Genomic DNA, 22,867 nt, shown 5'->3' with positions numbered 1-22,867 from the left:
ACGCGGCGCCGGTCGTCAAATCGGTAGAATGATCAAGTTGACGCTGTCCCGGCCTGACGGACCTGTCTGGGCGCGGACCAAGGGCTCACGGCGAACAAATGTCTTGCTGTAATGTGATGCCCACATCACACATGCTGACGCAGACCATGTACCCGACAGTCCCCCTGGGAAAAGCGCACGACTGGAATCAAGTATTCCCTAGAATTTAGGAACAAATAATGACGCAAAAAACTCCCTCACGAACAAAGCCAATCCACGCCCTTGCCCCCCAGCCCATCAGCGAAGAGGTTCTGATTGAGAAGTACAGCAAAGGGTCCGAAAAAACCATTGTTGACGTCAATCAGCGTGTTGCACATGCTTTGGCTCAGGTAGAGGCACCAGAGCAGCAAAAGCAATGGGAAACCAAGTTTCTGCAGGCCCTACAAAACGGATTCTTACCAGCCGGGCGCATTCAATCCGCTGCTGGCACTGATCTGGCTGCCACCTTGATCAACTGTTTTGTGCAGCCCGTCGGCGACTCGATCGCCCATGTGGAAGACGGACATCCCGGCATTTACACCGCGCTGACCGAGGCGGCCGAGACCATGCGTCGTGGCGGTGGCGTGGGTTATGACTTCTCCCGCATCCGCCCGCGCGGCGCCTGGGTTGGCAGCACGCAAAGCAGTGCATCAGGCCCCGTGAGCTACATGCGCGTGTTTGATCGGTCCTGCGAAACGGTCGAATCCGCTGGTGCCCGGCGTGGCGCACAAATGGGTGTTCTGCGCTGTGATCATCCTGATATTGAAGAGTTCATCCATGCCAAGGACACTGGTGACTTGAAGAATTTCAATATTTCAGTGGGTATCACCGATACCTTCATGCAGGCGGTGCAAAAAGACGCGGCATTTACCCTTGTCCATCGTGCTGAACCAGGACCTGCGCAAAAAGAAGCGGGGGCGCATCATGTGCCTGACAGTGGTATCTGGGTCTACCGGACCTTACAAGCGCGCGAATTGTGGGATCAAATCATGCGCTCGACCTATGATCATGCCGAGCCCGGTGTCTTGTTCCTGGATCACATCAATCGCGACAACAACCTCTCTTATTGCGAGACTATTGCCAGCACCAATCCTTGCGCTGAGCAGCCCTTGCCTCCTTACGGTTGCTGTTGCCTGGGCTCGATTGATCTGACACGCTTCATCAAACAACCCTTCGAAAAGGCTGCCAGTTTTGACAAGGCGGCTTTTGTCGAAGTAGCGCGCGTAGCAACGCGCATGCTCGACAACGTACTTGACGTGACGGTCTGGCCCCTGCCACAGCAACAGGAAGAGGCGCGCAGCAAGCGCCGCATTGGCTTGGGCTATACCGGGCTCGGTGACGCTCTGGTGATGCTCAATTTGCGCTACGACACGCAGGCGGCACGCGACATGGCACGCGATATTTCCGAATTGATGCGCGACACCGCGTACGACGCCTCGGTCGATCTGGCGCAAGAACGCGGGGCCTTCCCCTTGTTCAATGCTGATCTTTACCTCACCGGCCAAAGGTTCGCATCGCGTTTGCCATCCGCCCTGAAGGAACGCGTTCGTACGCATGGTCTTCGCAACTCGCATTTACTCTCGATTGCGCCGACCGGCACCATCAGCCTGGCTTTTGCGGATAACGCCAGCAACGGCATCGAGCCCGCGTTCAGCTGGAGTTACACCCGCAAAAAGCGCATGGCTGACGGCAGCTTCAAAGAGTATGCGGTGGAAGATCACGCCTGGCGCCTTTATCGCCACCTTTATGGCAAGGACACCGCACTGACCCCTGCATTCGTTACCGCGCTGGAAATGAGTGCCCAGGCCCATGAAGCCATGGTGGCCGCAGTTGCGCCGTTTATTGATACCGCCATTTCCAAGACGGTGAATGTTCCGGTTAACTATCCCTATGCCGACTTTCAAAACCTGTATATGGAGGCATGGCAGTCGGGCTTAAAGGGCTTGGCCACCTATCGACCCAACTCGGTGCTGGGGTCGGTGTTGAGCGTGACGCCTGCGTTGGGCTCCTCATCCGCCCCAGCCGCCGCAACAGCCTTGCAAATTGACAGCGCGAACCAGCGACTGGCGCTGGAGCGTCTGCCAGCCGCTGTGCTGTCGTCCTTGCGCTGGCCGAGTCGCCCCGAGTTGCCTGCGGGCAACCCGGCTTGGACGTTCATGGTGCATCACCCTTTTGGGGACTTTGCATTATTCGTTGGTGAGTTGGCCCCCGAAGAAGGCGGCGCGCCCAAACCCTTCGAGGTGTGGGTCAATGGCACAGAGCAGCCGCGTGGTTTGGGCGCACTCGCCAAAACGCTTTCCATGGATTTGCGCGCCAATGATCCGGCCTGGTTGCAGTTGAAGCTCGACGCATTGGCCACGGTCGCCGAGGAGCATTCGTTTGAGATGCCATTCCCGCCGCATGGCCAACTCCGTCTGTTCCCGGGTGTGGTGGCGGCCACGGCGGCGGTCATTCGCTGGCGCTGCGACCAACTCACGGCCTTGGGCGGCAACGACACCAAAGTGCCAACGCCCGTGCTGGATGCCATGTTCAGCCGGGGCGAACCGCAGACTGGTCCCTCTGGCACGCTGGCATGGTCGGTGGATGTGGACAATCCCGCGACTGGCGAGGCATTCACTGTCACACTCAAGGAGGTGAATTTGCCCGGTCCTGACGGTGTCATTGTGACCCGGCCTTGCTCCGTCGGCTTTTCAGGTAATTACCCAAGAGCACTCGATGGATTGGCCCGACTGCTCTCGCTGGACATGCGAGTGATCGATCCGGCGTGGATCGGCATGAAGCTGCGCAAGCTGCTCAACTATGCTGAACCGCTGGGCCACTTCATGGCGTTTGTGCCGGGCTTGCCGCGTGGTGAACGCCGCCAGCAGACCTGGCCTTCGACGGTCGCGTATGTCGCGAGACTGATTATTCACCGCTATGCCATGCTGGGTGTGCTTGACGAGGAAGGTTTCCCCTTGCGTGACATGGGCGTGCTTGATGCCCCAAAAAATCAGGGAGCACCGAGTACCATGGCTGGCAAAATCTGCCCGGAATGCGGAAATCCAACCGTCATTCACAAAGACGGATGTGATTTCTGTACCGCCTGCGGCTACGTTGGACAGTGCGGTTAAGAAATGGTTTGGAGGCGGCCGGTTAAGCCTCCTTCCGCTTTCAGTCCCGCACGACGAGCACAGGGAGTTTGGTGTGCGACAGTACGGCTTGCGTGACGCTGCCGAGCACCAGTTTTTCAAGCCCGCTGCGTCCATGTGATCCCATGACGATCAAATCGGCTTGCATTGACTCAGCGGCCTTCACCACGCCGCGCCAAGCAGTGTGAGATTCAATCACGGAAGCTTCCACGCTGACGCCCGCGTCCATGAACGCAGCTTTTGCGGCCTTCACGGCCGCATTGGCCTCGGCGGTCGCAGCACTCAGATACTCAGCCTGACCATAAGCAAAATCGGTTCCAACCCCGGTGAACGGGTAGGGATCAATCACGAAAATCGTAGAGACCCGGCTGTCAAAGGCCTTGGCCAGCTGGATTGCCTTTTCAACCGCCAGCTGTGCTGTCGGTGAACCATCCACTGGAACGAGTATGTGCTTGAACATGATGAAAACTCCTTATTAATATCAACGATACCAAGTGTCCGATCGACTCATCTTAAAAAACATGACCGATATCAAATAATTGACGTTTCCTGTGCGATCCGGCCTGCAAATGCAACTCATCAAGGCTATCACGATAACCGTTCACCAAGGTTGCCAGCAGATATTTTTTGCGGAAACTGACAAGGTATCATGGCAATGTCCGAGCGGGCTGCTTGGAAGGTAGACTGCTCGCCCCTCAAATTAACTCAAGCTAGCGTCAACGATTCCTGTGCGTCTTAATTCAATCAAGTTATCCGGGTTCAAGTCTTTCGCCGAGCCCACCAATTTCATGCTGCCGGGGCAGCTGGTGGGCGTGGTCGGTCCCAATGGCTGCGGCAAATCCAACATCATGGATGCGGTGCGCTGGGTGCTGGGCGAGTCCAAGGCGTCGGAACTGCGTGGCGAGTCGATGCAGGACGTCATTTTCAATGGCACCAACACCCGCAAACCGGCCAGCCGCGCCAGCGTGGAATTGGTGTTTGACAATGCCGACCACCGCGCCGGCGGCCAGTGGAACCAGTTCGGCGAGATTGCCGTCAAGCGGGTGCTCACGCGCGACGGCACCAGCAGCTACTTCATCAATAACCTGCCGGTGCGCCGTCGTGACGTGCAGGACGTCTTCCTGGGCACCGGGCTGGGGCCGCGCGCCTACGCCATCATCGGCCAGGGCACCATCAGCCGCATCATCGAATCCAAGCCCGAAGAGTTGCGCCTGTTTCTGGAAGAGGCCGCCGGTGTATCCAAGTACAAGGAACGCCGCCGCGAAACTGAAAACCGCCTCTCGGATACACGTGAAAACCTGACGCGGGTGGAAGACATCCTGCGCGAGCTCAACGCCAATCTGGAAAAACTGGAAAAGCAGGCCGAGGTCGCCAAGAAGTACAACGCGCTCACGGCTGACGTCACACTCAGGCAGCATCAACTCTGGTTTCTCAAGCGCACCGAGTCCGAGGCCGATCAGGCCAAGGTCAAGGCGGACGCGCAAGGCGCGGTCAATGCGCTGGAGAGCCGGGTGGCCGATTTGCGCCACATCGAGGCCGAGCTGGAGATCGTGCGCCAGGCCCACTATGCGGCGGGCGACCAGGTCAACCAGGCGCAGGGCCTGTTGTACGAGGCCAGTACCGAGGTCGGGCGGCTGGAAGCCGAGATCCGTTTTGTGGTGGAAGGCCGCCACCGGGTCGAGCAGCGCCTGATCACCCTCAAGGAGCAGACTGCCCAATGGGCCACCCGCAAGGATGACGCGCAGGCAGAAATAGAAAACCTGCTGGAACTGGCCATGGTCGGGGAAGAGAAAACCGAGCTGCTGGCCGCCCAGGTGGAAGACCAGGCCCAGCAATTGCCCGATCTAGAAGAGGCTTTGCGGCTGGCGCAGAAAGGCGCGAACGAGCAGCGCGCCAGTGTGGGCCAGGTGCAGCAGCAAATTCAGGTGCTCGCCGCTGACCAGCGCAGCATCGAGGAGCAAGCGCGCCAGCTCACCACGCGCCGCGAACGCCTGAGCGCGGATCGCAATGCCTTGGCCGCGCCCGATGAGGCCCGGCTGCTCAATCTGCAAAGCCAGCTCGATCAAGCCCAGGAGACGGCCAGCATTGCCGAGGCCCGCCTGCACGAGTTGCAGGAGACCGTGCCGCAACTGGACGACGACCGGCGCCAGCAGCAACAGGCCGTCAATACTGAATCAGCCCGGCAGGCTGATTTGTCAGCCCGCATGGAAGCGCTCAAGGCCTTGCAGGAAAAGGTCAAAACCGACGGCAAGCTGCAGCCCTGGCTGGCCAAACATGGGCTGGACAGCTTGCAGGGTTTGTGGAACCGTATTCACATCGAGCAGGGTTGGGAAAATGCCCTGGAAGGGGCCTTGCGCGAGCGCCTGGGTGCGCTGGAGGTGTCGCGCCTGGAGATGGTGCGCGCCTTTGGCAATGACGCTCCGCCCGCCAAGCTGGCGTTTTACAGCCCACCGCTGGCCGCAATGCCCGAGAAGGCCGCCGTATTGCCGCGCCTGTCCGATTTGCTGCGCATCAACGATGCCGGTCAAAGAGCCGTCTTGACGGACTGGCTGCAAGGCTGCTTCACCGCCGCCAGTTTTGAAGACGCCCTGGCCAGCCGCGACCAGTTGCAGCCGGGCGAGACGATTTTTGTGAAGACCGGCCATGCCGTGGGCGCCCACAGCGTGAGTTTTTACGCACCCGACTCGGAGCAGGCCGGCTTGCTGGCCCGCGCTCAGGAAATTGAAAACCTGGAGAAGCAGCTGCGGGCACAGGCTTTGATCAGCGAGGAAGCGCGCTCAGCACAGGTACGCGCCGAGGCGGCCTACGCCGATGCGTCGCAGCGCTTGGTGGCCGTGCGTCGTGAAGCGGCCGAGAGCCAAAGCCGGGCGCATGAGTTGCAGGTGGAAACTCTGCGCTTGACGCAATTGGCAGACCAGGCCCGGGTGCGCAGTGCGCAAATTGCCGCTGACCTGGCCGAAGTCGACGCCCAGTTGGCTGACTTGCAGGAGCGCCGCGTGACCTTGGAGGCGCGCTTTGAAGAGCTGGACATGCAGCTGGCCGACACCCAGGAACGCCATGCCCAGCTCGACGAGCGCGTGATGGGGGCCGAACGCAAGTTGAGCGAGTGCCGCGAGCAGCAGCGCAGTCTGGAGCGTCAGTCGCAGGAAGCGGTATTTTCCATGCGCAGCCTCGACGCGCGCAAGGCCGAGCTGTCGCGTGCTATCGAAACTGCAGCACAACAGGCAGAGTCCGTCAGGGCTGAAGCCCAAAGAGCCCATGAGGAATTGGCGCGCCTGAACGATGCCGCGGCCCAGGGTGGTCTACAGAATGCCTTGGCGGCCAAGCTGGAGCGCGAGCAGTCGCTGGGTGCCAAGCGCAGCGAATACGACGACCTGACCGCCAAGCTGCGCGCCAGCGACGAGCGCCGTCTGCAACTGGAGCGCGAGCTCGACCCCTTGCGCCAGCGCATTACCGAATTTCAGCTCAAGGAGCAGGCCGCGCGCCTGGGCTATGAGCAGTACACCCAGTTGCTCACCGACGCGCAGGCCGATCTGGAGGCGGTGGCAAAATCCCTGGCCGACGGCAATGTGCGTCTGGGCGGCATGCAAGGCGAGATTGACCGCCTCAACCGCGACATCGCGGCTTTGGGGGCGGTTAACCTGGCCGCTCTCGACGAGTTGGCGGCGGCCAGTGAGCGCAAGGATTTTCTGGATGCGCAAAATGCCGACCTCGTTGAGGCCATGACCACGCTGGAGGACGCCATCAAGAAGATTGACGCTGAAACCCGCGAGTTGTTGTCGGGCACGTTCAACGCCGTCAACGAGCACTTTGGCAGGATGTTCCCCGAGCTGTTCGGCGGTGGCAATGCCCGGCTGGTGATCACCGGCGAAGAAATTCTGGACTCGGGTGTGCAGGTCATCGCCCAGCCGCCGGGCAAGAAAAATCAGACCATTCATTTGCTCTCTGGCGGTGAAAAAGCGCTGACGGCCATTGCGCTGGTGTTTGCGATTTTCCAGCTGAATCCGGCGCCGTTCTGCCTGCTCGACGAGGTCGATGCGCCGCTGGACGATGCCAACACCGAGCGTTATGCCAAGCTGGTGTCCAGCATGAGTAAAGAAACCCAGTTCCTGTTCATCAGCCACAACAAGATCGCCATGGAAATGGCCAAGCAACTGATTGGTGTCACGATGCAGGAACAAGGTGTGTCGCGCATCGTGGCGGTGGATATGGATGCAGCCATCTCGATGGCGGAGCTTGCCTGATGGTCATGAGTAATTTACAAATTGGTTTGGCCGTTCTGGGCGGCTTGGTGCTGGCGGCCATGGCCGCACACGCGGCTTGGTCGGCGCGCAAGAACCAGCCGCGCCAGGCTGCACCCAGCGACCCCGGCGATGGACCCGCCATTGAATCTCAGGTCGGCGCGGGCATTGAACCCGGGCTGGATGCAGCCGCGTTTGATGTGGCGAGTTTTCCATTGCCGTTAGTGGAAAAACGCGCATCCATGGACGCCTTGATCGATGTCATCGCGCCGATTGCGCTGGAGTGCCTGATCTCGGGCGATGCCGCGTTGGCCGCCATGCCGCCAACGCGACGGGCTGGCAGCAAGCCGTTTTCCATCGAAGGGTTTAATGAAACTGGACAGCGTTGGGAGATGCCGCTGGCCGGCCAGCGCTATTCTCTGTTTCAGGCCGGTGTGCAACTGGCCAACCGGTCGGGCGCACTCAACGAGATTGAATACTCCGAGTTTGTGATGAAAACCCAGGCTTTCTGCGACGCCATCAATGGCTCGCCTGATTTTCCCGAGATGCGCGAAGAGGTGGCCCGGGCGCGCGAACTGGACCAGTTTGCCAGCGACCACGACGCCCAGTTGGGCTTTGTGTTGCGCGCTCGCCATGCGGCCTGGAGCCCGGGCTATGTGCAGCAAAATGCGGCGCGCCTGGGTTTTGTGGCGGGCGTCATTCCTGGGCGTATGGTCGTGCCCGCCAGCGTTGCCGGTATGCCGCCGGTGCTGGGCCTGAGTTTTGACACCCAGGCGGCGCTCGCGGACGACCCGGCCCAATCAGCAATTCGCGATGTGGCGATCAGCCTGGACGTGGCGCAGGTTGACCGCAGCGAGCGCGCCTTTGAGCGCATGCGCGAGGCCGCCCTGGCGCTGGCAGACAGCATGGACGGCGTGGTGACCGATGACAACGGCCAGCCTCTTGCGCCTGAGGCGATGGACATGATTGGCGCCGAACTTGAACAGTTGTACGACACGCTGGATCAGCGTGATCTGTCCGCCGGGTCGGCGCTGGCGCGACGCCTTTTTTCCTGAATGCTGGTTTCCTGGCCGCTCACCTGATGGCAACGAACGATTTGTTCCCACCCGAGGCGCTGCTGCCTGATCCTGCCCATGTGGCGCAGCTCAGGCGCACACTGCATGAACACGCTCATCACTATTACGTGGAGGACGCGCCGACCATTCCGGATGCAGAGTACGACCGCATGTTTCAGGAGTTGCAGGCGATCGAGGCACAACATCCGGAGCTGATCACGCCAGACTCGCCCACCCAGCGTGTCGGTGGGCGAGCTTTGGAACAGTTTGCCAGCGTGCGCCACGCCGTGCCCATGCTGAGCATTCGCACTGAAACCGACACCGAGGCCAGTGGTGCGCGCAATTTTGACACTCGCGTGCGGCGGGAACTGGGGTTGGACGAGGCTGCCCCCGCCGTGGCGTACGTGGCCGAACCCAAGTTTGACGGTCTGGCCATGAACTTGCGTTATGAATCTGGGGTCTTGGTGCAGGCGGCCACGCGCGGCGACGGCGAAGTGGGGGAGGACGTCACCCAAAATGTCCGCACCATCGGCCAAATTCCCCTGCGGCTACCGGCTGACGTGCCGCCGATCCTGGAGGTGCGGGGCGAGGTCTACATGCGCCGCGACGACTTTGAAACGCTGAACCAGAATCAGCGGGAGCGGGGCCAAAAAACCTTCGTCAACCCGCGCAACGCCGCCGCCGGTGCGGTGCGCCAGCTGGACCCGGCTATTGCCGCCCAGCGCCCCTTGAGCTTCTTTGCCTATGGCTTGGGTGAGGTCACACCAGAGCAGGCGGGTGGCCCCGCGTTTGGAACACATTATGAGCTGTTGCAGGCTCTGAAAATATGGGGTTTTCCGGTGTCAGCCCTCGTCGGTATTGCACAAGGTGCTACTGAATTAGTAGCATATTACGAATCGATAGCACGCCAGCGTGACGCGCTGCCGTTTGACATTGACGGCGTGGTCTACAAGGTCAACAACCTGGCGCTGCAGCGCCGCATGGGCTTTGTGACGCGCGAGCCGCGCTGGGCGGTGGCGCACAAGTTCCCGGCCCAGGAGCAGTTCACCACCGTGCTCGACATCGACGTGCAGGTGGGGCGCACCGGCAAGCTCACGCCGGTGGCCAAGCTGGCGCCGGTGTTTGTGGGCGGTGTCACGGTCACCAACGCCACCCTGCACAACGAAGACGAGGCGCGGCGCAAGGATGTGCGCGTGGGCGACACGGTCATCGTGCGTCGTGCCGGCGACGTGATTCCCGAAGTGGTTTCGGTGTTGTTGGACAAGCGTCAGCCCGGCGCAACAGAGTTCTCCATGCCGCGCCGGTGTCCGGTGTGCGGCAGCGCCGCCGTGCGCGAAGAAGGTGAAGTTGACTACCGCTGTACCGGCGGGCTGTTTTGCAGCGCCCAACGCAAGCAGGCGATCCTGCACTTTGCCCAGCGCCGGGCGGTCGAGGTGGAAGGGCTGGGCGAAAAGCTGGTTGATCAGCTGGTTGAGGGCCACGTTATTCGCATCCTGCCGGACCTGTACCGGCTGGGCCTGACCGCGCTGGCCAGTCTGGACCGGATGGCCGACAAATCGGCGCAGAACATCCTGCAAGCGTTGGAGAAATCGAAGCAGACCACGCTGCCGCGCTTTCTGTTCGGATTGGGCATTCGCCATGTGGGCGAGGCCACCGCCAAGGAACTGGCGCGGCACTTTGGCAGCCTGGACGCCGTGATGGACGCTTCTCTGGAGCAACTGCTGCAGGTCAACGACATTGGCCCCATCGTGGCGCAAAGCCTGCGCACATTTTTCGACCAGCCGCACAACCGCGAGGTGGTGGAGCAACTGCGCGCCTGTGGCGTGACCTGGCAAGAGGGTCCACCGGCGCCGGTCACCCCGACGCCACTCACAGGTAAAACCTTCGTCATCACCGGCACCCTGCCCAGCATGAGCCGCGATGAGGCCAAAGACCTGATCGAGGCCGCCGGCGGCAAGGTGGCGGGTTCGGTCAGCAAGAAAACCACTTTTGTCGTGGCGGGCGCTGAGGCGGGCAGCAAGCTCACCAAGGCGCAGGAACTGGGCGTTGCCGTGTTGGATGAAGCCGGTTTGAAGGAGTTGCTAAATGGCCATTCGTGAAATTCTGAAAATGGGCGATCCACGCTTGCTGCGCATCGCACCGCCCGTGACCCTGTTCGATACGGACGAATTGCATCTGCTGATCTCGGACATGCTCGACACCATGCTGGCGGCCGATGGTGCCGGGCTGGCGGCGCCGCAAATCGGGGTCGACCTGCAACTGGTGATTTTTGGCTCCAACGCCCGCAATCCGCGTTATCCGCAGGCGCCGGTGGTGCCTCAAACCGTCTTGCTCAACCCTGTGATTACACCGTTGCCGCAGTCAGAAAGTGACGCGACGCCGCTGCAGGTTGAAGACTGGGAAGGCTGCCTCTCCGTGCCGGGCCTGCGTGCCATGGTGCCGCGGTTTGCCCGTATTCGCTATACCGGGTTCGACCAGTATGGCGACCCGATCGACCGCACAGTGGAGGGTTTCCATGCCCGCGTGGTGCAGCACGAGTGTGACCATTTGATCGGCAAGCTGTACCCGATGCGGGTGCGCGACTTCAGCCGCTTTGGTTTTACCGACGTTCTTTTTCCGGGGCTGGATGCCGGGCAGGACGACTGAGCTGCAGCGCGCCCGCTGTGCGCCAGGCCCGCTTATTCAGAGCGAGTCGGCACCGATTCGAGTTTGAAGCGACGCGCCTGCAGCTCGCGGTAGCGTTGCAGTGCGCCCGGGTCCGCTTTGGCCGCCTGGATGGCCTCGGTTTCCTGCACTTTGAGCTTTTCAACCAGCATGCGGTTAAGCAGGTCACGCAGTTCCTTGCTGGATTCATCGCTCTCCAGCGGGCCGGCCAGCTCGTAGCCGGTCATGAGCCGAACGGCGAGTTCTTCCTCCTGGCGCCCGCGCAGGCCTTCACGCAGCGCCACCCAGGCTTGCGGGCCGTGTTCATGCAGCTGGTTTTCCAGCCACACAAAAAGCGGTCCGTGCGGTTCCGGCAAGTCACACAGCAGGGTGTGGTCTTCGGCCGACAGGACTTCAAGCGCGGCCATGTCACCGAGCAAAAGACGGGCGGCGTAGTCAGCCCGGCTGGTGGGCCGAACGCGGCCACCTGGACGCGGACGTGGTGGCGGTTTTTTAGATGAATTCTGGCTGTAGCCCCCGTATTCATTGGGTGATGCGCTATGTTTTTCATAGGCTTTTGATTTTGCATGGCCCTTGCCTGCGGTTGCGGGGTTCCACACCTCGGTCAATTCACGACTCGACAACTGCACCAGGTCGGCAATTTCGCTCAGCAACTGCAGTTTCAGGGCACCATCGGGCAGCAGCAGCCACAGCGGTTTGGCATTGCTGGCGAAGTGGGCGCGGCCTTCAGCCGTGTTCAGGTCGCAGCCCTCGCGCGCCGCGTCAATCAAAAAGCGGCTCAAGGGGACGGCTTCGCTCACATAGCGCGCGAAGGCTTCCTTGCCAAATTCCCGGATGAAGCTGTCGGGATCGTGTTCGGGGGGCAAAAACAGGAACTTGACGCTGCGCACATCGGTGGCAAAGGGCAGGGCGCCATCGAGCGCCTTGCGTGCAGCGCGCCGGCCGGCGCTATCGCCATCAAAACTGAACACCACGGCATCGGTAAAGCGAAACAGCTTGTGCAGATGCTCTGCCGTGCAGGCGGTGCCCAGCGTGGCCACGGCGTTGGAGAAACCGAGTTGGGCCAGCGCCACCACATCCATGTAACCTTCGGTCACCAGCGCGTAGCCCTGCTCGTGGAGCGCGTTGCGGGCTTCAAACAGGCCGTACAGTTCACGTCCCTTGCTGAAAACAGGGGTTTCCGGTGAGTTGAGGTATTTGGGCTTGTCGTCGCCCAGCACCCGGCCACCAAAACCAATACATTCGCCCTTGACGTTGCGGATCGGGAACATGACCCGGTCGCGAAAACGGTCGTAGCGCTTTTCTTCACTCGAATTCTCGTCAACATTCAGGATCACCAGACCGCTTTCGACCAGCAGCGGATCGTCATAGTTCGGGAAGACGCTGGCCAGACTGCGCCAACCCTCGGGCGCGTAGCCCAAGCCGAACTGTTTGGCAATTTCACCCGACAGGCCGCGACCCTTGAAGTAATCCTTCGCTTTGGTGGACTCCTTCAGATGTTTTCTATAGGCATCGCTTGCTCTTTCGAGCACGTCGGTCAAGGTGGTCTGCTTTTGCCGCTGCTCAAGCGCGCGCGCCCGGTCCTGCGGGCTGGCGTCGTCCTCAGGCACTTGCAGACCGTATTGCTGGGCCAGGTCCTGCACCGCCTCCACAAAGGTCATGCCCGCGTGCTCCATCAAGAAACTGATGGCATCGCCGTTTTTGCCGCAGCCAAAGCAGTGATAAAACTGCTTGCTCGGGCTGACCGAGAAGGAGGGTGACTTTTCCCCGTGAAACGGGCACAGGCCCATGAAGTTGGCGCCGCCCTTTTTAAGCTGCACATAACGGCCCACGATCTCCACCACGTCAGCGCGTGCGAGCAACTCCTGAATAAAGGTCTGGGGAATGGACATGCAGCGATTGTAGAAACACGGGGATCGACCGGCTGGTTTTAGCGGTCGATCACCCGGCATTCAGGGGCCGGGGTCCGGCTGCCTGACAGGGGCGCCCGTGGTGGGCGCATGAAATTTAGCGCGGTGCCAGGCGAATGGCGCCGTCGAGCCGGATGACTTCACCATTGAGCATGTCATTCTCGAAAATGTGCTGCGCCAGCTTGGCGTAGTCCAGCGGTGTGCCCAGCCGCGAGGGAAAGGGCACGCTGGCGGCCAGCGAGTCCTGCACTTCCTGAGGCATGCCGAACATCATGGGGGTGCCAAAAATACCGGGTGCGATGGTCATGTTGCGAATGCCGTTGCGCGCCAGGTCGCGTGCGATCGGCAACGTCATGCCGACAATGCCACCCTTGGACGCACTGTAGGCGGCCTGGCCGATCTGGCCGTCATAGGCGGCCACCGATGCGGTGGAAATCAGCACGCCGCGCTCGCCGGTGGCTTCGGGTTCGTTCTTGCACATGGCGTCAGCCGCCAGGCGAATCATGTTGAAACTGCCGATCAAATTGACGGTAATGCACTTGGTGAAAACAGCCAGGTTGTGCGCACCATTCTTGTTCACGGTCTTCTCGGCCGGGGCAATGCCCGCGCAGTTGACCAGGCCCATGAGCTTGCCCATGGAAACAGCCTTGGCGACCACGGCCTGGCCATCGGCTTCCTGGCTGACATCGCATTTGACGAAAGCACCGCCAATGTCCTTGGCAATGGCTTCGCCTTTTTCAACCTGCATATCGGCGATGACCACTTTGCCGCCCTTGGCCGCCAGCATGCGGGCGGTGCCCTCGCCCAAACCTGACGCGCCACCGGTGACGATGAAAACCTTACCTGCGATGTCCATGTGAATCTCCTTGCAATTGACGTTAACGTAAACGTCAATTATGACGCATCGACGCCAGCGTCAATTTCTTCGGGCGTCGCCAATCGATCGGACGCTTGCCGCAAGCCTTCAGCAGCTGGTCTTGATCAGTGCCGCGGCTTGTTTCACCAGCTTGGGGCCGTGGTAAATCAGGCCGGTATAGATTTGCACCAGATCGGCGCCAGCCCTGATTTTGCTCACCGCGTCATCGGCGCTCATCACGCCGCCGACACCAATGATGGGAAAGCCCGGCCCCAAAGCGGCGCGCAGCTGTCCGATCACGCGGTTGCTCATGGCCAGCACCGGCGCACCCGACAGGCCGCCCGTTTCATCGGCGTGCGCCAGACCCTGCACGGCGTCCCGGCTGAGCGTGGTGTTGGTCGCGATCACGCCGTCCATGCCATGGCGCCTCAAGGTGGCCGCAATCACGTCCACTTGCGAGGCATCCAGGTCGGGTGCAATCTTGACAAAAATGGGGGTCTGCTTGCCATGTTGCGCGGCCAAGGCTTGGCGCCGCTGCGCGATAGCGCCCAGCAGGCTGTCGAGCGCTTCATCGCTTTGCAGTGAACGCAGGTTCCTGGTGTTGGGGCTTGAAATGTTGACGGCGACGTAGTCCGCATACGGGTAGACCCCGTCCAGACAGGTCAGATAGTCCTCGGTGGCACGCTCAATCGGTGTGGCTGCGTTCTTGCCGATGTTCAGGCCCAGCAACAAGGGCCGCTGCTTCCTCGGCAAAGTGGGGTTCTGGCGCTGGCGATAGAAGTCTGAATTCTTGACATTCGCCATAAAGCTGGCCAAGCCCTCGTTGTTAAACCCGAACCGGTTGATCAGCGCCTGCGCCTGGGGCAGGCGAAACAGGCGCGGTTTGGGGTTGCCCGGCTGGGCCAGGGGCGTGACGGTGCCGACCTCGACAAAACCAAAACCCATGGCGCCCAGACCGTCGATGCAGCGGGCATTTTTGTCCAACCCGGCGGCCAGCCCAACCCGGTTCGGGAAAGTCAGGCCGGCCAGCGTGATCGGGTCATTCACCCGGCTGCTGCCATAGGCCAGTTGCAACGGAGTCCCTTGGGTCAGCGCCAGCGCACGCACGGTCAACTCATGGGCCGTCTCCGGGTCCAGGCTAAATAAAAAAGGGCGGGCGAGGGCGTAAGGGAGGAGAGCCATTGGATAATTCCTGCATCGTATTTTTTAACTGACCTGATTTTCACTGATGACAAACCCTGTTTCCCAATCTGCCGGCGCGCTTTCGCAAGACGAACTCAAAACCCTGGTCGGCCAGGCCGCGCTGCAGTACGTGGCGCCGGGCGAAATCGTTGGCGTGGGCACCGGTTCAACCGTCAACAAGTTCATTGATGCCCTGGCCAGCATGAAGCATCTGATCAAGGGTGCCGTCTCCAGTTCTGAAGCCAGTACCCTGCGCTTGAAGGCCTTGGGCATTCCTGTCTTTGATGCCAATGAGGTGAGCGAGTTATCGGTTTATATCGATGGCGCCGATGAGATCGACGGCCACGGCAACATGATCAAAGGCGGTGGGGCAGCGCTTACGCGCGAGAAGATTGTGGCGGCGCTCGCCAACCAATTCGTCTGCATTGCCGATGAGTCCAAGCTGGTTCAGACCCTGGGCCGGTATCCCTTGCCGGTCGAGATCATTCCCATGGCGGCGCAGCGGATCACTCAGCAGTTTGCTGCGCTGGGGGGCCGGGCGCAGGTGCGTCTCAAAGGCGATCAGCCGCTGGTGACGGACAACGGTCAGATTCTCCTGGACGTGACCGGATTACAGATAAGCGACCCGCTGGCCTTCGAGACGCTGGTCAGTCAGTGGCCGGGGGTGGTGACGGTGGGTGTTTTTGCCTTTCAAAAGGCCCAGGTGTGCCTCTTGGGCACGGCCCAAGGGGTCAAGACCTTGACCTTCTGATACTTTTGCGGGACAGATCGTTAGCCCTGTCCTCAACTGATCAAGACCTAAAACTTGATACCTGCCGGATTGGAGGGGTTGTCCACCGGCGCCTGGCTTGGCGCTGACGATTGGGGCTGATTCTGATTCTCCTCAGCTTTGGCCGCGGGAACCTGTTTTTGGACCACAACCAAGGGTGTTGTGGCCGGATTGCGGTAGGCGCTGGGCAGCACGGATGCCTTGGGATAACCTGCGGCATTCAAAAATTGAGTCCACTCCGAATCAGAGAACCCCTTGATTTGCTGGCCGCCAATGGTCAGAAAGGGCAGCGAGTTCTCACCACTGATGCGTTGCAGCGCATCGCTATCTTCGGCCGTATTGACGGTTTTCTCGGTGAATGGAATGCCGCGACTGCTGAGCAGCGCGCGACCCGATCCACAGGGGGCGCAATTGCTGGAGGTGTAAAGCGTGACCGGGTATTGGCTGACCACTTGCCGCAACTCAAACGGCAGCGCGGGCGCGCTGGTGCCCACAGCCTTGCCGCCCGCCTCGGTAGCGGTCACGTTGGCCGCAGCGACCGGGGGTTTGTCAGAAAACGTCACTTTGCCGTCCGGCCCCACGACGCGATAAATCGTCTGGGCCTGCGCCAGGCCCGCCGCCAGCAACAGCGCCGCACCAATGGCGGCAGTGGCGCCCCATGTTTTTGGGTTGATTTGATGGATGCTATTTTTCATGTTGGGCACTCGCTTTACTTTTTTCCGGACATGCCTTGATGCCGCAGCAAGGCATCCAGATTGGGCGCGCGCCCGCGAAACGCCATGAACGACTCAATGGCCGGGCGGCTGCCACCGGCTTCCAGAATGGCTTGGCGGTATTTTCGGCCTGTCTCCACGTTGGGTAAACCGTCCTGGCCCACTGTTTCTTCAAAAGCGGCGTAGGCATCGGCACTCAAAACCTCGGCCCATTTGTAGCTGTAGTAACCGGCGGCGTAGCCACCGGCAAAAATATGGCTGAAGGTGTGGGCCGTGCGGCTCCAATCCGGTGGTTGCAGCACCGCCACTTCGGCCCGTACCTGGTTCAACAGAGGCATCAAGTCAAGCGCGGGATCGTGCGCCGTGTGCAGCAACATGTCAAAGAGCGAAAACTCGATTTGCCTCAGCGTCTGCATGCCACTCTGGAAGTTCTTCGCCGCCAGCATCTTGTCAAACAGCGCGCGCGGCAGCGGCGCGCCGGTATCGACATGCGCGCTCATGTGGCGCAGCACGTCCCACTCCCAGCAGAAGTTTTCCATGAACTGGCTGGGTAACTCCACCGCGTCCCACTCCACGCCGCTGATGCCGGACACGTCGCGCTCGTTGACCTGCGACAGCAGGTGATGCAAGCCGTGGCCAAATTCATGAAACAGGGTGGTGACATCGTCGTGTGTCAGCAGCGCCGGTTTGTCGCCCACGCCTTCGGCAAAGTTGCACACCAGATGCGCCACCGGCGTCTGCAATTGATGCGTGTCGGGGCGCAACCAGCGAGAGCGCACGTCGTCCATCCAGGCGCCGCCGCGCTTTCCGGTACGCGCTGAAGGGTCCAGGTAGAACTGGCCGACAAGATTGCCTGCGCGCTCGATCCGGTAGAACTTGACACCGGCATTCCATACCGGCGCATGGTCTTCCCGGATGTTGACGTCAAACAGCGTCTCCACAATTTTGAACAGCCCCGCCAACACTTTGGGCGCCGGAAAGTACTGCTTGACTTCCTGCTCGCTGAAGGCGTAGCGCGCTTCCTTGAGCTTTTCGCTCACATAGGGCCAGTCCCAGGCCTGCGGGTCGGGCAGGCTCAGCTGTTGGGTGGCGAACTCGCGCAGGTCGGCCAGGTCTTGCTCGGCGAATGGCCGCGCTTTGCTTGCCAGGTCGCGCAAAAAGGTAACCACATGCTCAGGCGATTCGGCCATTTTGGGCACAACCGAGAGTTCGCCAAAATTGCGGTAGCCCAGCAACTTGGCTTCCTCCAGCCGCAAGGCCAGCATTTCGCTGATCAGGGCCGAGTTGTCGAATTGGCGCGTTTGGGGGTCGGCCTGATCCGAGGCGCGTGTGACATAGGCACGGTACAGCTTCTCGCGCAGGGCGCTCTTACGGGCAAACTGCATCACCGGCAAATAGCACGGCATTTTGAGCGTCAGCTTGTAGCCTTCTTTGCCTTCTGCTTGTGCCGCGGTCAAGGCGGCCTGCTGCACGTCATCGGGCACACCGTCGAGTTCAGACGCCTGGGCGTAGTAGGCAAAGGCGTCGGTCGCGTCCAGCGCGTTCTCGCTGAACTTTTGGCCCAGTTCGGCCTGGCGCTCCTGGATGGCGGCAAAGCGCTCGCGGTCGGCACCCGCCAGTTCCGCGCCGCCCAGCACAAAATTGCGCAGCGCGTTTTTGTGGGCCTGGCGCTGCTCTGCATCCAGTGAAGTCGGGTCAATCGCTTTGTACTTGGCATACAAGCGCTCATCGGCTCCCAGGCGGGTAAAAAACTCGGTGATTTTGGGCAGTGCCTCGTTGTAGGCGGCGCGCAGCTCGGGCGTGTCGGCCACGCTGTTCAAGTGGCTCACGGCGCCCCAGGCACGCCCCAGCTTTTCAGTGGCGACATCCAGCACACGGGCAATGTCGCTCCAGCGCGCCGGAAAATCCGGAGCGGTGACGCTCGTCAGTGCGGCGCCGGCAGCGGCCAGCAACTGGTCGACGGCGGGCGCCACGTGTTCCGGCTTGATCTGGTCAAACAGCGGCAAATCGTCAAAAGAGAGCAGGGGATTGTTCATGCAGTGGTGCGTTCGGCGGCTTCAAGGGTGTTGACCAGCAACATCGTAATGGTCATGGGGCCAACCCCACCGGGCACCGGGGTAATGAAGCCGGCAACTTCTTTCACACCGGCAAAGTCCACATCGCCACACAGCTTGCCTTCATCGTTGCGGTTCATGCCGACATCAATCACGACCGCGCCAGGTTTCACCATGTCGGCGGTCAGTACGTTGCGCTTGCCCACAGCGGCGACGATCACATCCGCCTGACGGGTGTGGTAGCCGATGTCCAGCGTGGCGCTGTGGCACACGGTCACGGTGGCATTGGCTTGCAGCAGCAGCAGCGCCATCGGTTTGCCCACCGTGTTGCTGCGCCCGATGACCACGGCGTGTTTGCCGCGCAAATCAATGCCGGTGGTTTCAATCAGCTTCATGCAGCCGTAGGGCGTGCAGGGCCGAAAGCCAGGCGCCCCGGTCATCAATTCACCGGCGCTCAAGGTGGCATAACCGTCCACGTCTTTGGTGACAGAAATCGCTTCAATCACCTTGTGCGGGTTGATGTGTTTGGGGATCGGCATCTGCACCAGAATGCCGTGGATGCTGGGGTCGGCATTGAGCGCGGCAATGCGGGCCAACAGATCGGCCTCGGACAGAGTAGCCTCGTACTTTTCAAACACCGAGCGCACGCCGGTGTCCTGGCAGGCCTTGACCTTGTTGCGCACGTACACGGCGCTGGCCGGGTCTTCACCGACCAGAATCACCGCCAGGCCAGGGGTCACGCCGCGTGCCTTGAGCGCCTGCACGCGGGTGGCCACGTCGGCACGCAGCTTGGCAGAGAGGGCGACACCATCAATGATCTGACCGAATTTCTGCGTTGTCATGATTTCATTCCTATAAGTAAAAAAGCCCGCTAGCCCTTATCGGAACTGGGCGGGCAGCTATAAAATAAATAGCACTAAGCTTTTGCGGGGGTCTGTCCCAAAGCAATTTTCAGCAAGTCGGCAACTGTATTGGCGTTGAGCTTTTCCATGATGTTGGCGCGGTGCGCCTCCACCGTTTTGATGCTGATGCCCAGGTCGTCGGCAATCTGTTTGTTCAGGCGCCCAGCCACGATGCGTTCCAGCACCTGTGCTTCGCGCAGCGTCAGACGCGCCATCAGGGCGTCCCGGCTGGCTGCGCTCTGGTGGTCGGCAAAAGCGTCTTTGGCCTGCTCCAGCATGCGCTCGACCAGTGTGACCAGTTGATCTTCCTTGAACGGCTTCTGGATAAAGTCCATCGCACCTTTTTTCATGGTGTCTACCGCCATCGGCACGTCGCCGTGGCCGGTGATGAAGACAATGGGAAGTGGCGAGTGGCTCTCCAGCAAACGACTTTGCAGCTCCAGTCCGGTCATGCCACCCATGCGGATGTCCACGATCAAACAGGCCACCTCGCGGGCGTCGTAACGGCTTAAAAATGACTCGCCGGATTCAAAACAGCGGACCCGGTAGTCTTTGCCTTCGAGTAGCCATTGAAGCGAGTCACGTACCGCTTCGTCGTCGTCCACCACGTAAACCGTGCCCTTTTTTGGTATCAAACTCATGTTTTACTTGGGTGTCCTTGGTTGTCGTTGGCTTGACCGGCTGGCAGACGTGCCTTCGATGGCAGCACTTCTATCATGGGAATCCAGAACGAGAAACAGCAGCCGGTCAGATCGGGGCCATTGTAGAGGTTCTCGGCTTTCATCCGGCCCAGGTGCGATTCCACAATCGAGCGGCACAGACTCAGGCCGATGCCCATGCCTTCGGCTTTGGTGGAATGAAAAGCCTCATACAGCCGCGCCATCACCTCGGGCGCGAGCCCCTGGCCGGAGTCCAGCACGGCGAATTCAATCACCGGTTTGTCATTGACCTGCGTTGGCGCGACGCGCAACATCACACTGCGTTGTGCCGTGGGCCGCTGGGCGGCATCCACCGATTCGGCGGCATTTTTAAGCAAGTTGACCAGTACCTGCTCGATCAGAATCGGGTCCACCAGCAGGACCGGCAGGCGCGGGGCCACATAGTGGGTGAGGCGCACGTTGCGCCGGCGCATCTCGATTTCCACCAATTCCACCGCTTCGTCCACCATGCTTTCGATGTTCGATGGCGAGCGGTTGGGCTCGCTGCGTTTGACGAAAGAGCGAATGCGATGAATGATCTGACCGGCCCGCTGCGCCTGCTTTGCGGTTTTTTCCAGTGCGCCCAGCAACTCGTCTTCACTGATTTGCTGCGACTTGATGCGCGACACCATGCCGTTGCAGTAGTTGTTGATGGCGGTCAGCGGCTGATTGAGTTCGTGCGCCACGCTGGAGGCCATCTCACCCATGGTGATCAAGCGGCTGGCGGTCTGGGCGCGCTCGATTTGGGCCGCGGATTGTTCCTCGGCAACCCGGCGCGCGGTGATGTCAGTGGCAATCACCATTTGCGCCAGGCGACCATCGACCCAGCTCAAATAACGGGTGCGCACCTCCAGCCACTTGCCCAGGGCGTCGACATACAGCTCGGCACTTTCAGGATCGCTGTCGGGCAGCGAGTTGGTGGGCAGACCGGCAAAAGCGTCTACGTGGTCAAGCGAGTCATCACTGGTGGGCGTCGCCGGCACACCGGCCTCGGCGACCAGTTGCAGATGTCCGCCCGCTTCGGTTCCAAACCACAGCCGGTACAGTTTGTTGGCGAACAGCAGCTCGTCGCTGCCCAGCGGCGCCACCGAGATCGAGGCGTCCAGCGCTTCGAGCACCGTGGTAAAGCGTTCATGCGAGGCCGACAGTTGATCCCGGATCCGGTTCGGTTCACTGATATCGGTCATGGAGGTCATCCAGCCGGTTTGCAGGCCATGGGCATCAATCAGCGGTGAGACATAGAGGCGTGCTTCGAACAGCGATCCGTCGCGGCGCTTGACCCGGAACTGGATGCCACTGGACTGAATCTTGCCGGCCAGCTCTTCTTGCAGGCGTGAAGACAAGGCATCAATATCGGCATCGGGCCAATAGGCAAAAGGCGCGGTTCGCCCCACCAGGTCGGGTTCACTCCACCCGGTCATGCGGCAAAAAGCTGGATTGACATAGGTGATGCGGCCCTGCAAATCGAGCGCGCGCATGCCAGTCAGCATGGAGTTTTCCATGGCCCGGCGAAAGCTGGTTTCCGATATCAGCGCCTGCTGCGCCTGCATCCGCCGGCGGGTATGGCGCCAGTTGGCAATCAACATCCAGGCCGTCATCAAGCTCAGGGCGTTAACCAGCCAGAACAGCCCACTGCCCACGACACCCAGGGAGGTTCGGTAGGCCTGGGCCCGGATGATGAGGCCATTACCCACCGGGGACACCGGAACTTCGTAAACATTGACCGGGCTGTCCCATGGCAGGCGGGCGCCGGGTTTGCGCCGCGCGATGCTGGTGCCCGCCAGCAAGCCCCCGTTGGCATCATGGAACGAGACCGCGTAACGGGCGGACACCTCGGCGGGCACGCCATAACGGAACAAACCGTCGATGGAGTATTCGGCCAGCAGAACACCCAAAAAGCGGGCGCGGTCACTGAATGGAATGTGCAATTGCAGCACGGCAGGGTTGTTGGCACCTGCCGCGTGCATCGCGTAAATGGGTTGCTGCAGTTCGCGCGCCAGGTTGTAGCTGCTGACCGATTCGCCTGGCTCCAGTGTGCTGCCTATTTTTTTAACCAGGTGCGGCGCCAGGCTGACGGAGCCGAAGCTGGCCTTGACGTTGCGACGGTTGTCAATCCAGCTCAGGCTTTCCAACTCGGGGTATTGGTTGACGATCGCCTCGGCCCGGCTCTGGAACTCGTCCGCATCGAGCTCCCGGTTGGAAACCTCACGCGCGATCCGCATGAGCTGTTCCTGGCGCTCCAGCAGCCGCAGCCGCAGACGCTGCTGCGTGTACTCCACATCCCGATTGACCGCTTCTTGCTCGCGTTCGATTTCCTCCAGTCGCAGATAACCGAATGCCGCCACGATGGCGGCCAAAAACAGAACCACAGCCACCAGTGGTGCCAGCACGGCAAACCGGTCTTGTCGTTGCGGCGTCAAACGCTTCCACCAGCGTTTTAACCTTGCCGGCGGCGTGAGTTTCTCAGGACCACTGAGTGGAATAAGTGAACTTGAAGGCATAGTGGCGAGTGTAGATGCCAGCATGTTGACGCAAGGCCGATGACCCGACGTGTAGATGAGTTAGGCTTGGCTTGAGTGCATTTTATCTCATAGTATGAAATCACATCGCATAATTCGAAATTTTTTGAAAATTCTGGCAGAATTAAACGATTGGCGTTTCTAGAAAATCCCAATAA

The 22,867-nt window shown here is 60.6% G+C and carries 15 protein-coding genes; 6 read left to right on the top strand and 9 right to left on the bottom strand.

Annotated elements, in window-relative coordinates:
* Positions 1-218 precede the first annotated feature (218 nt).
* Positions 219-3,128 carry an adenosylcobalamin-dependent ribonucleoside-diphosphate reductase gene (locus tag WA157_RS07445; RefSeq protein ID WP_422620346.1) on the top strand — a complete coding sequence of 970 codons (2,910 nt, stop codon included), beginning with the start codon at positions 219-221 and terminating at the stop codon, positions 3,126-3,128.
* A 40-nt stretch (positions 3,129-3,168) separates the two neighbouring features.
* On the opposite strand, the gene WA157_RS07440 is transcribed toward WA157_RS07445, so the two are convergent.
* Positions 3,169-3,606: a universal stress protein gene (locus WA157_RS07440; protein WP_422620345.1), complete on the bottom strand. Its 438-nt coding sequence runs from the start codon at positions 3,604-3,606 to the stop codon at positions 3,169-3,171.
* 268 nt (positions 3,607-3,874) lie between these two features.
* On the opposite strand from WA157_RS07440, the gene smc reads away from it, so the two are divergent.
* From smc to def, 4 genes are read left to right on the top strand one after another with little or no spacing between them, the layout of a single operon-like run.
* Entirely contained in the window at positions 3,875-7,390 is a 3,516-nt protein-coding gene (gene smc / locus WA157_RS07435; RefSeq protein WP_422620344.1) for a chromosome segregation protein SMC, read from the top strand.
* Between the two features lie 5 nt (positions 7,391-7,395).
* Positions 7,396-8,442, top strand: a complete 1,047-nt coding sequence (locus WA157_RS07430) for a cell division protein ZipA C-terminal FtsZ-binding domain-containing protein (RefSeq protein WP_422620343.1) — start codon at positions 7,396-7,398, stop codon at positions 8,440-8,442.
* A gap of 26 nt (positions 8,443-8,468) precedes the next feature.
* Positions 8,469-10,541, top strand: a complete 2,073-nt coding sequence (gene ligA / locus WA157_RS07425) for an NAD-dependent DNA ligase LigA (protein WP_422620342.1) — start codon at positions 8,469-8,471, stop codon at positions 10,539-10,541.
* On the top strand, positions 10,528-11,088 hold the full coding sequence (gene def / locus WA157_RS07420; protein WP_422620341.1) for a peptide deformylase: 561 nt from the start codon (positions 10,528-10,530) through the stop codon (positions 11,086-11,088). The genes ligA and def overlap by 14 nt, the downstream gene beginning before the upstream one ends.
* Positions 11,089-11,120: 32 nt before the next feature.
* Here the strand turns inward: def and dnaG are convergent, their stop codons facing one another.
* The 3 genes from dnaG to WA157_RS07405 all read right to left on the bottom strand — a co-directional run bounded on the left by dnaG (position 11,121) and on the right by WA157_RS07405 (position 15,054).
* A complete protein-coding gene (gene dnaG, locus WA157_RS07415) occupies positions 11,121-12,998 on the bottom strand; it encodes a DNA primase (protein WP_422620340.1) in 1,878 nt (625 codons plus the stop codon).
* A gap of 115 nt (positions 12,999-13,113) precedes the next feature.
* On the bottom strand, positions 13,114-13,872 hold the full coding sequence (locus tag WA157_RS07410; RefSeq protein ID WP_318665054.1) for a 3-hydroxyacyl-CoA dehydrogenase: 759 nt from the start codon (positions 13,870-13,872) through the stop codon (positions 13,114-13,116).
* A 108-nt stretch (positions 13,873-13,980) separates the two neighbouring features.
* Positions 13,981-15,054, bottom strand: a complete 1,074-nt coding sequence (locus tag WA157_RS07405; protein WP_422620339.1) for a quinone-dependent dihydroorotate dehydrogenase — start codon at positions 15,052-15,054, stop codon at positions 13,981-13,983.
* Positions 15,055-15,100: 46 nt separating this feature from the next.
* On the opposite strand from WA157_RS07405, the gene rpiA reads away from it, so the two are divergent.
* Positions 15,101-15,805, top strand: coding sequence for a ribose-5-phosphate isomerase RpiA (gene rpiA / locus WA157_RS07400; protein WP_422620338.1), 705 nt, complete (start codon positions 15,101-15,103; stop codon positions 15,803-15,805).
* Positions 15,806-15,852: 47 nt separating this feature from the next.
* Here the strand turns inward: rpiA and WA157_RS07395 are convergent, their stop codons facing one another.
* The 5 genes from WA157_RS07395 to WA157_RS07375 form a co-directional block, all read right to left on the bottom strand.
* The gene (locus WA157_RS07395; RefSeq protein WP_422620337.1) at positions 15,853-16,518 is read right to left on the bottom strand and encodes a glutaredoxin family protein; all 666 of its coding nucleotides are present in this window, start codon (positions 16,516-16,518) and stop codon (positions 15,853-15,855) included.
* A gap of 14 nt (positions 16,519-16,532) precedes the next feature.
* Positions 16,533-18,572: a M3 family metallopeptidase gene (locus WA157_RS07390; RefSeq protein WP_422620336.1), complete on the bottom strand. Its 2,040-nt coding sequence runs from the start codon at positions 18,570-18,572 to the stop codon at positions 16,533-16,535.
* Positions 18,569-19,432, bottom strand: coding sequence for a bifunctional methylenetetrahydrofolate dehydrogenase/methenyltetrahydrofolate cyclohydrolase FolD (folD, locus tag WA157_RS07385; RefSeq protein ID WP_422620335.1), 864 nt, complete (start codon positions 19,430-19,432; stop codon positions 18,569-18,571). The genes WA157_RS07390 and folD overlap by 4 nt, the downstream gene beginning before the upstream one ends.
* Positions 19,433-19,506: 74 nt before the next feature.
* Positions 19,507-20,133 (bottom strand): response regulator transcription factor, encoded by a 627-nt coding sequence (locus WA157_RS07380; protein ID WP_422620334.1) that lies wholly within the window; start codon positions 20,131-20,133, stop codon positions 19,507-19,509.
* Complete coding sequence (locus WA157_RS07375; RefSeq protein WP_422620333.1) at positions 20,130-22,691, bottom strand: PAS domain-containing sensor histidine kinase; 2,562 nt, start codon at positions 22,689-22,691, stop codon at positions 20,130-20,132. The genes WA157_RS07380 and WA157_RS07375 overlap by 4 nt, the downstream gene beginning before the upstream one ends.
* Between the last annotated feature and the right edge of the window lie 176 nt (positions 22,692-22,867).

This window comes from Rhodoferax ferrireducens (genome assembly GCF_049302455.1).
Taxonomy (GTDB): domain Bacteria; phylum Pseudomonadota; class Gammaproteobacteria; order Burkholderiales; family Burkholderiaceae_C; genus Rhodoferax; species Rhodoferax ferrireducens_B.
Note: the sequence above shows the minus strand (reverse complement) of the source record. Positions and strands in the feature narration are given on the sequence as shown.

Bases quoted from the DNA above. Each gene is read 5' to 3' on its own strand.
- WA157_RS07445 (WP_422620346.1), top strand. From the start codon at position 219: ATGACGCAAAAAACTCCCTCACGAACAAAGCCAATCCACGCCCTTGCC.
- WA157_RS07440 (WP_422620345.1), bottom strand. From the start codon at position 3,606: ATGTTCAAGCACATACTCGTTCCAGTGGATGGTTCACCGACAGCACAG.
- WA157_RS07430 (WP_422620343.1), top strand. From the start codon at position 7,396: ATGAGTAATTTACAAATTGGTTTGGCCGTTCTGGGCGGCTTGGTGCTG.
- ligA (WP_422620342.1), top strand. From the start codon at position 8,469: ATGGCAACGAACGATTTGTTCCCACCCGAGGCGCTGCTGCCTGATCCT.
- def (WP_422620341.1), top strand. From the start codon at position 10,528: ATGGCCATTCGTGAAATTCTGAAAATGGGCGATCCACGCTTGCTGCGC.
- dnaG (WP_422620340.1), bottom strand. From the start codon at position 12,998: ATGTCCATTCCCCAGACCTTTATTCAGGAGTTGCTCGCACGCGCTGAC.
- WA157_RS07410 (WP_318665054.1), bottom strand. From the start codon at position 13,872: ATGGACATCGCAGGTAAGGTTTTCATCGTCACCGGTGGCGCGTCAGGT.
- WA157_RS07405 (WP_422620339.1), bottom strand. From the start codon at position 15,054: ATGGCTCTCCTCCCTTACGCCCTCGCCCGCCCTTTTTTATTTAGCCTG.
- rpiA (WP_422620338.1), top strand. From the start codon at position 15,101: ATGACAAACCCTGTTTCCCAATCTGCCGGCGCGCTTTCGCAAGACGAA.
- WA157_RS07395 (WP_422620337.1), bottom strand. From the start codon at position 16,518: ATGAAAAATAGCATCCATCAAATCAACCCAAAAACATGGGGCGCCACT.
- WA157_RS07390 (WP_422620336.1), bottom strand. From the start codon at position 18,572: ATGAACAATCCCCTGCTCTCTTTTGACGATTTGCCGCTGTTTGACCAG.
- folD (WP_422620335.1), bottom strand. From the start codon at position 19,432: ATGACAACGCAGAAATTCGGTCAGATCATTGATGGTGTCGCCCTCTCT.
- WA157_RS07380 (WP_422620334.1), bottom strand. From the start codon at position 20,133: ATGAGTTTGATACCAAAAAAGGGCACGGTTTACGTGGTGGACGACGAC.
- WA157_RS07375 (WP_422620333.1), bottom strand. From the start codon at position 22,691: ATGCCTTCAAGTTCACTTATTCCACTCAGTGGTCCTGAGAAACTCACG.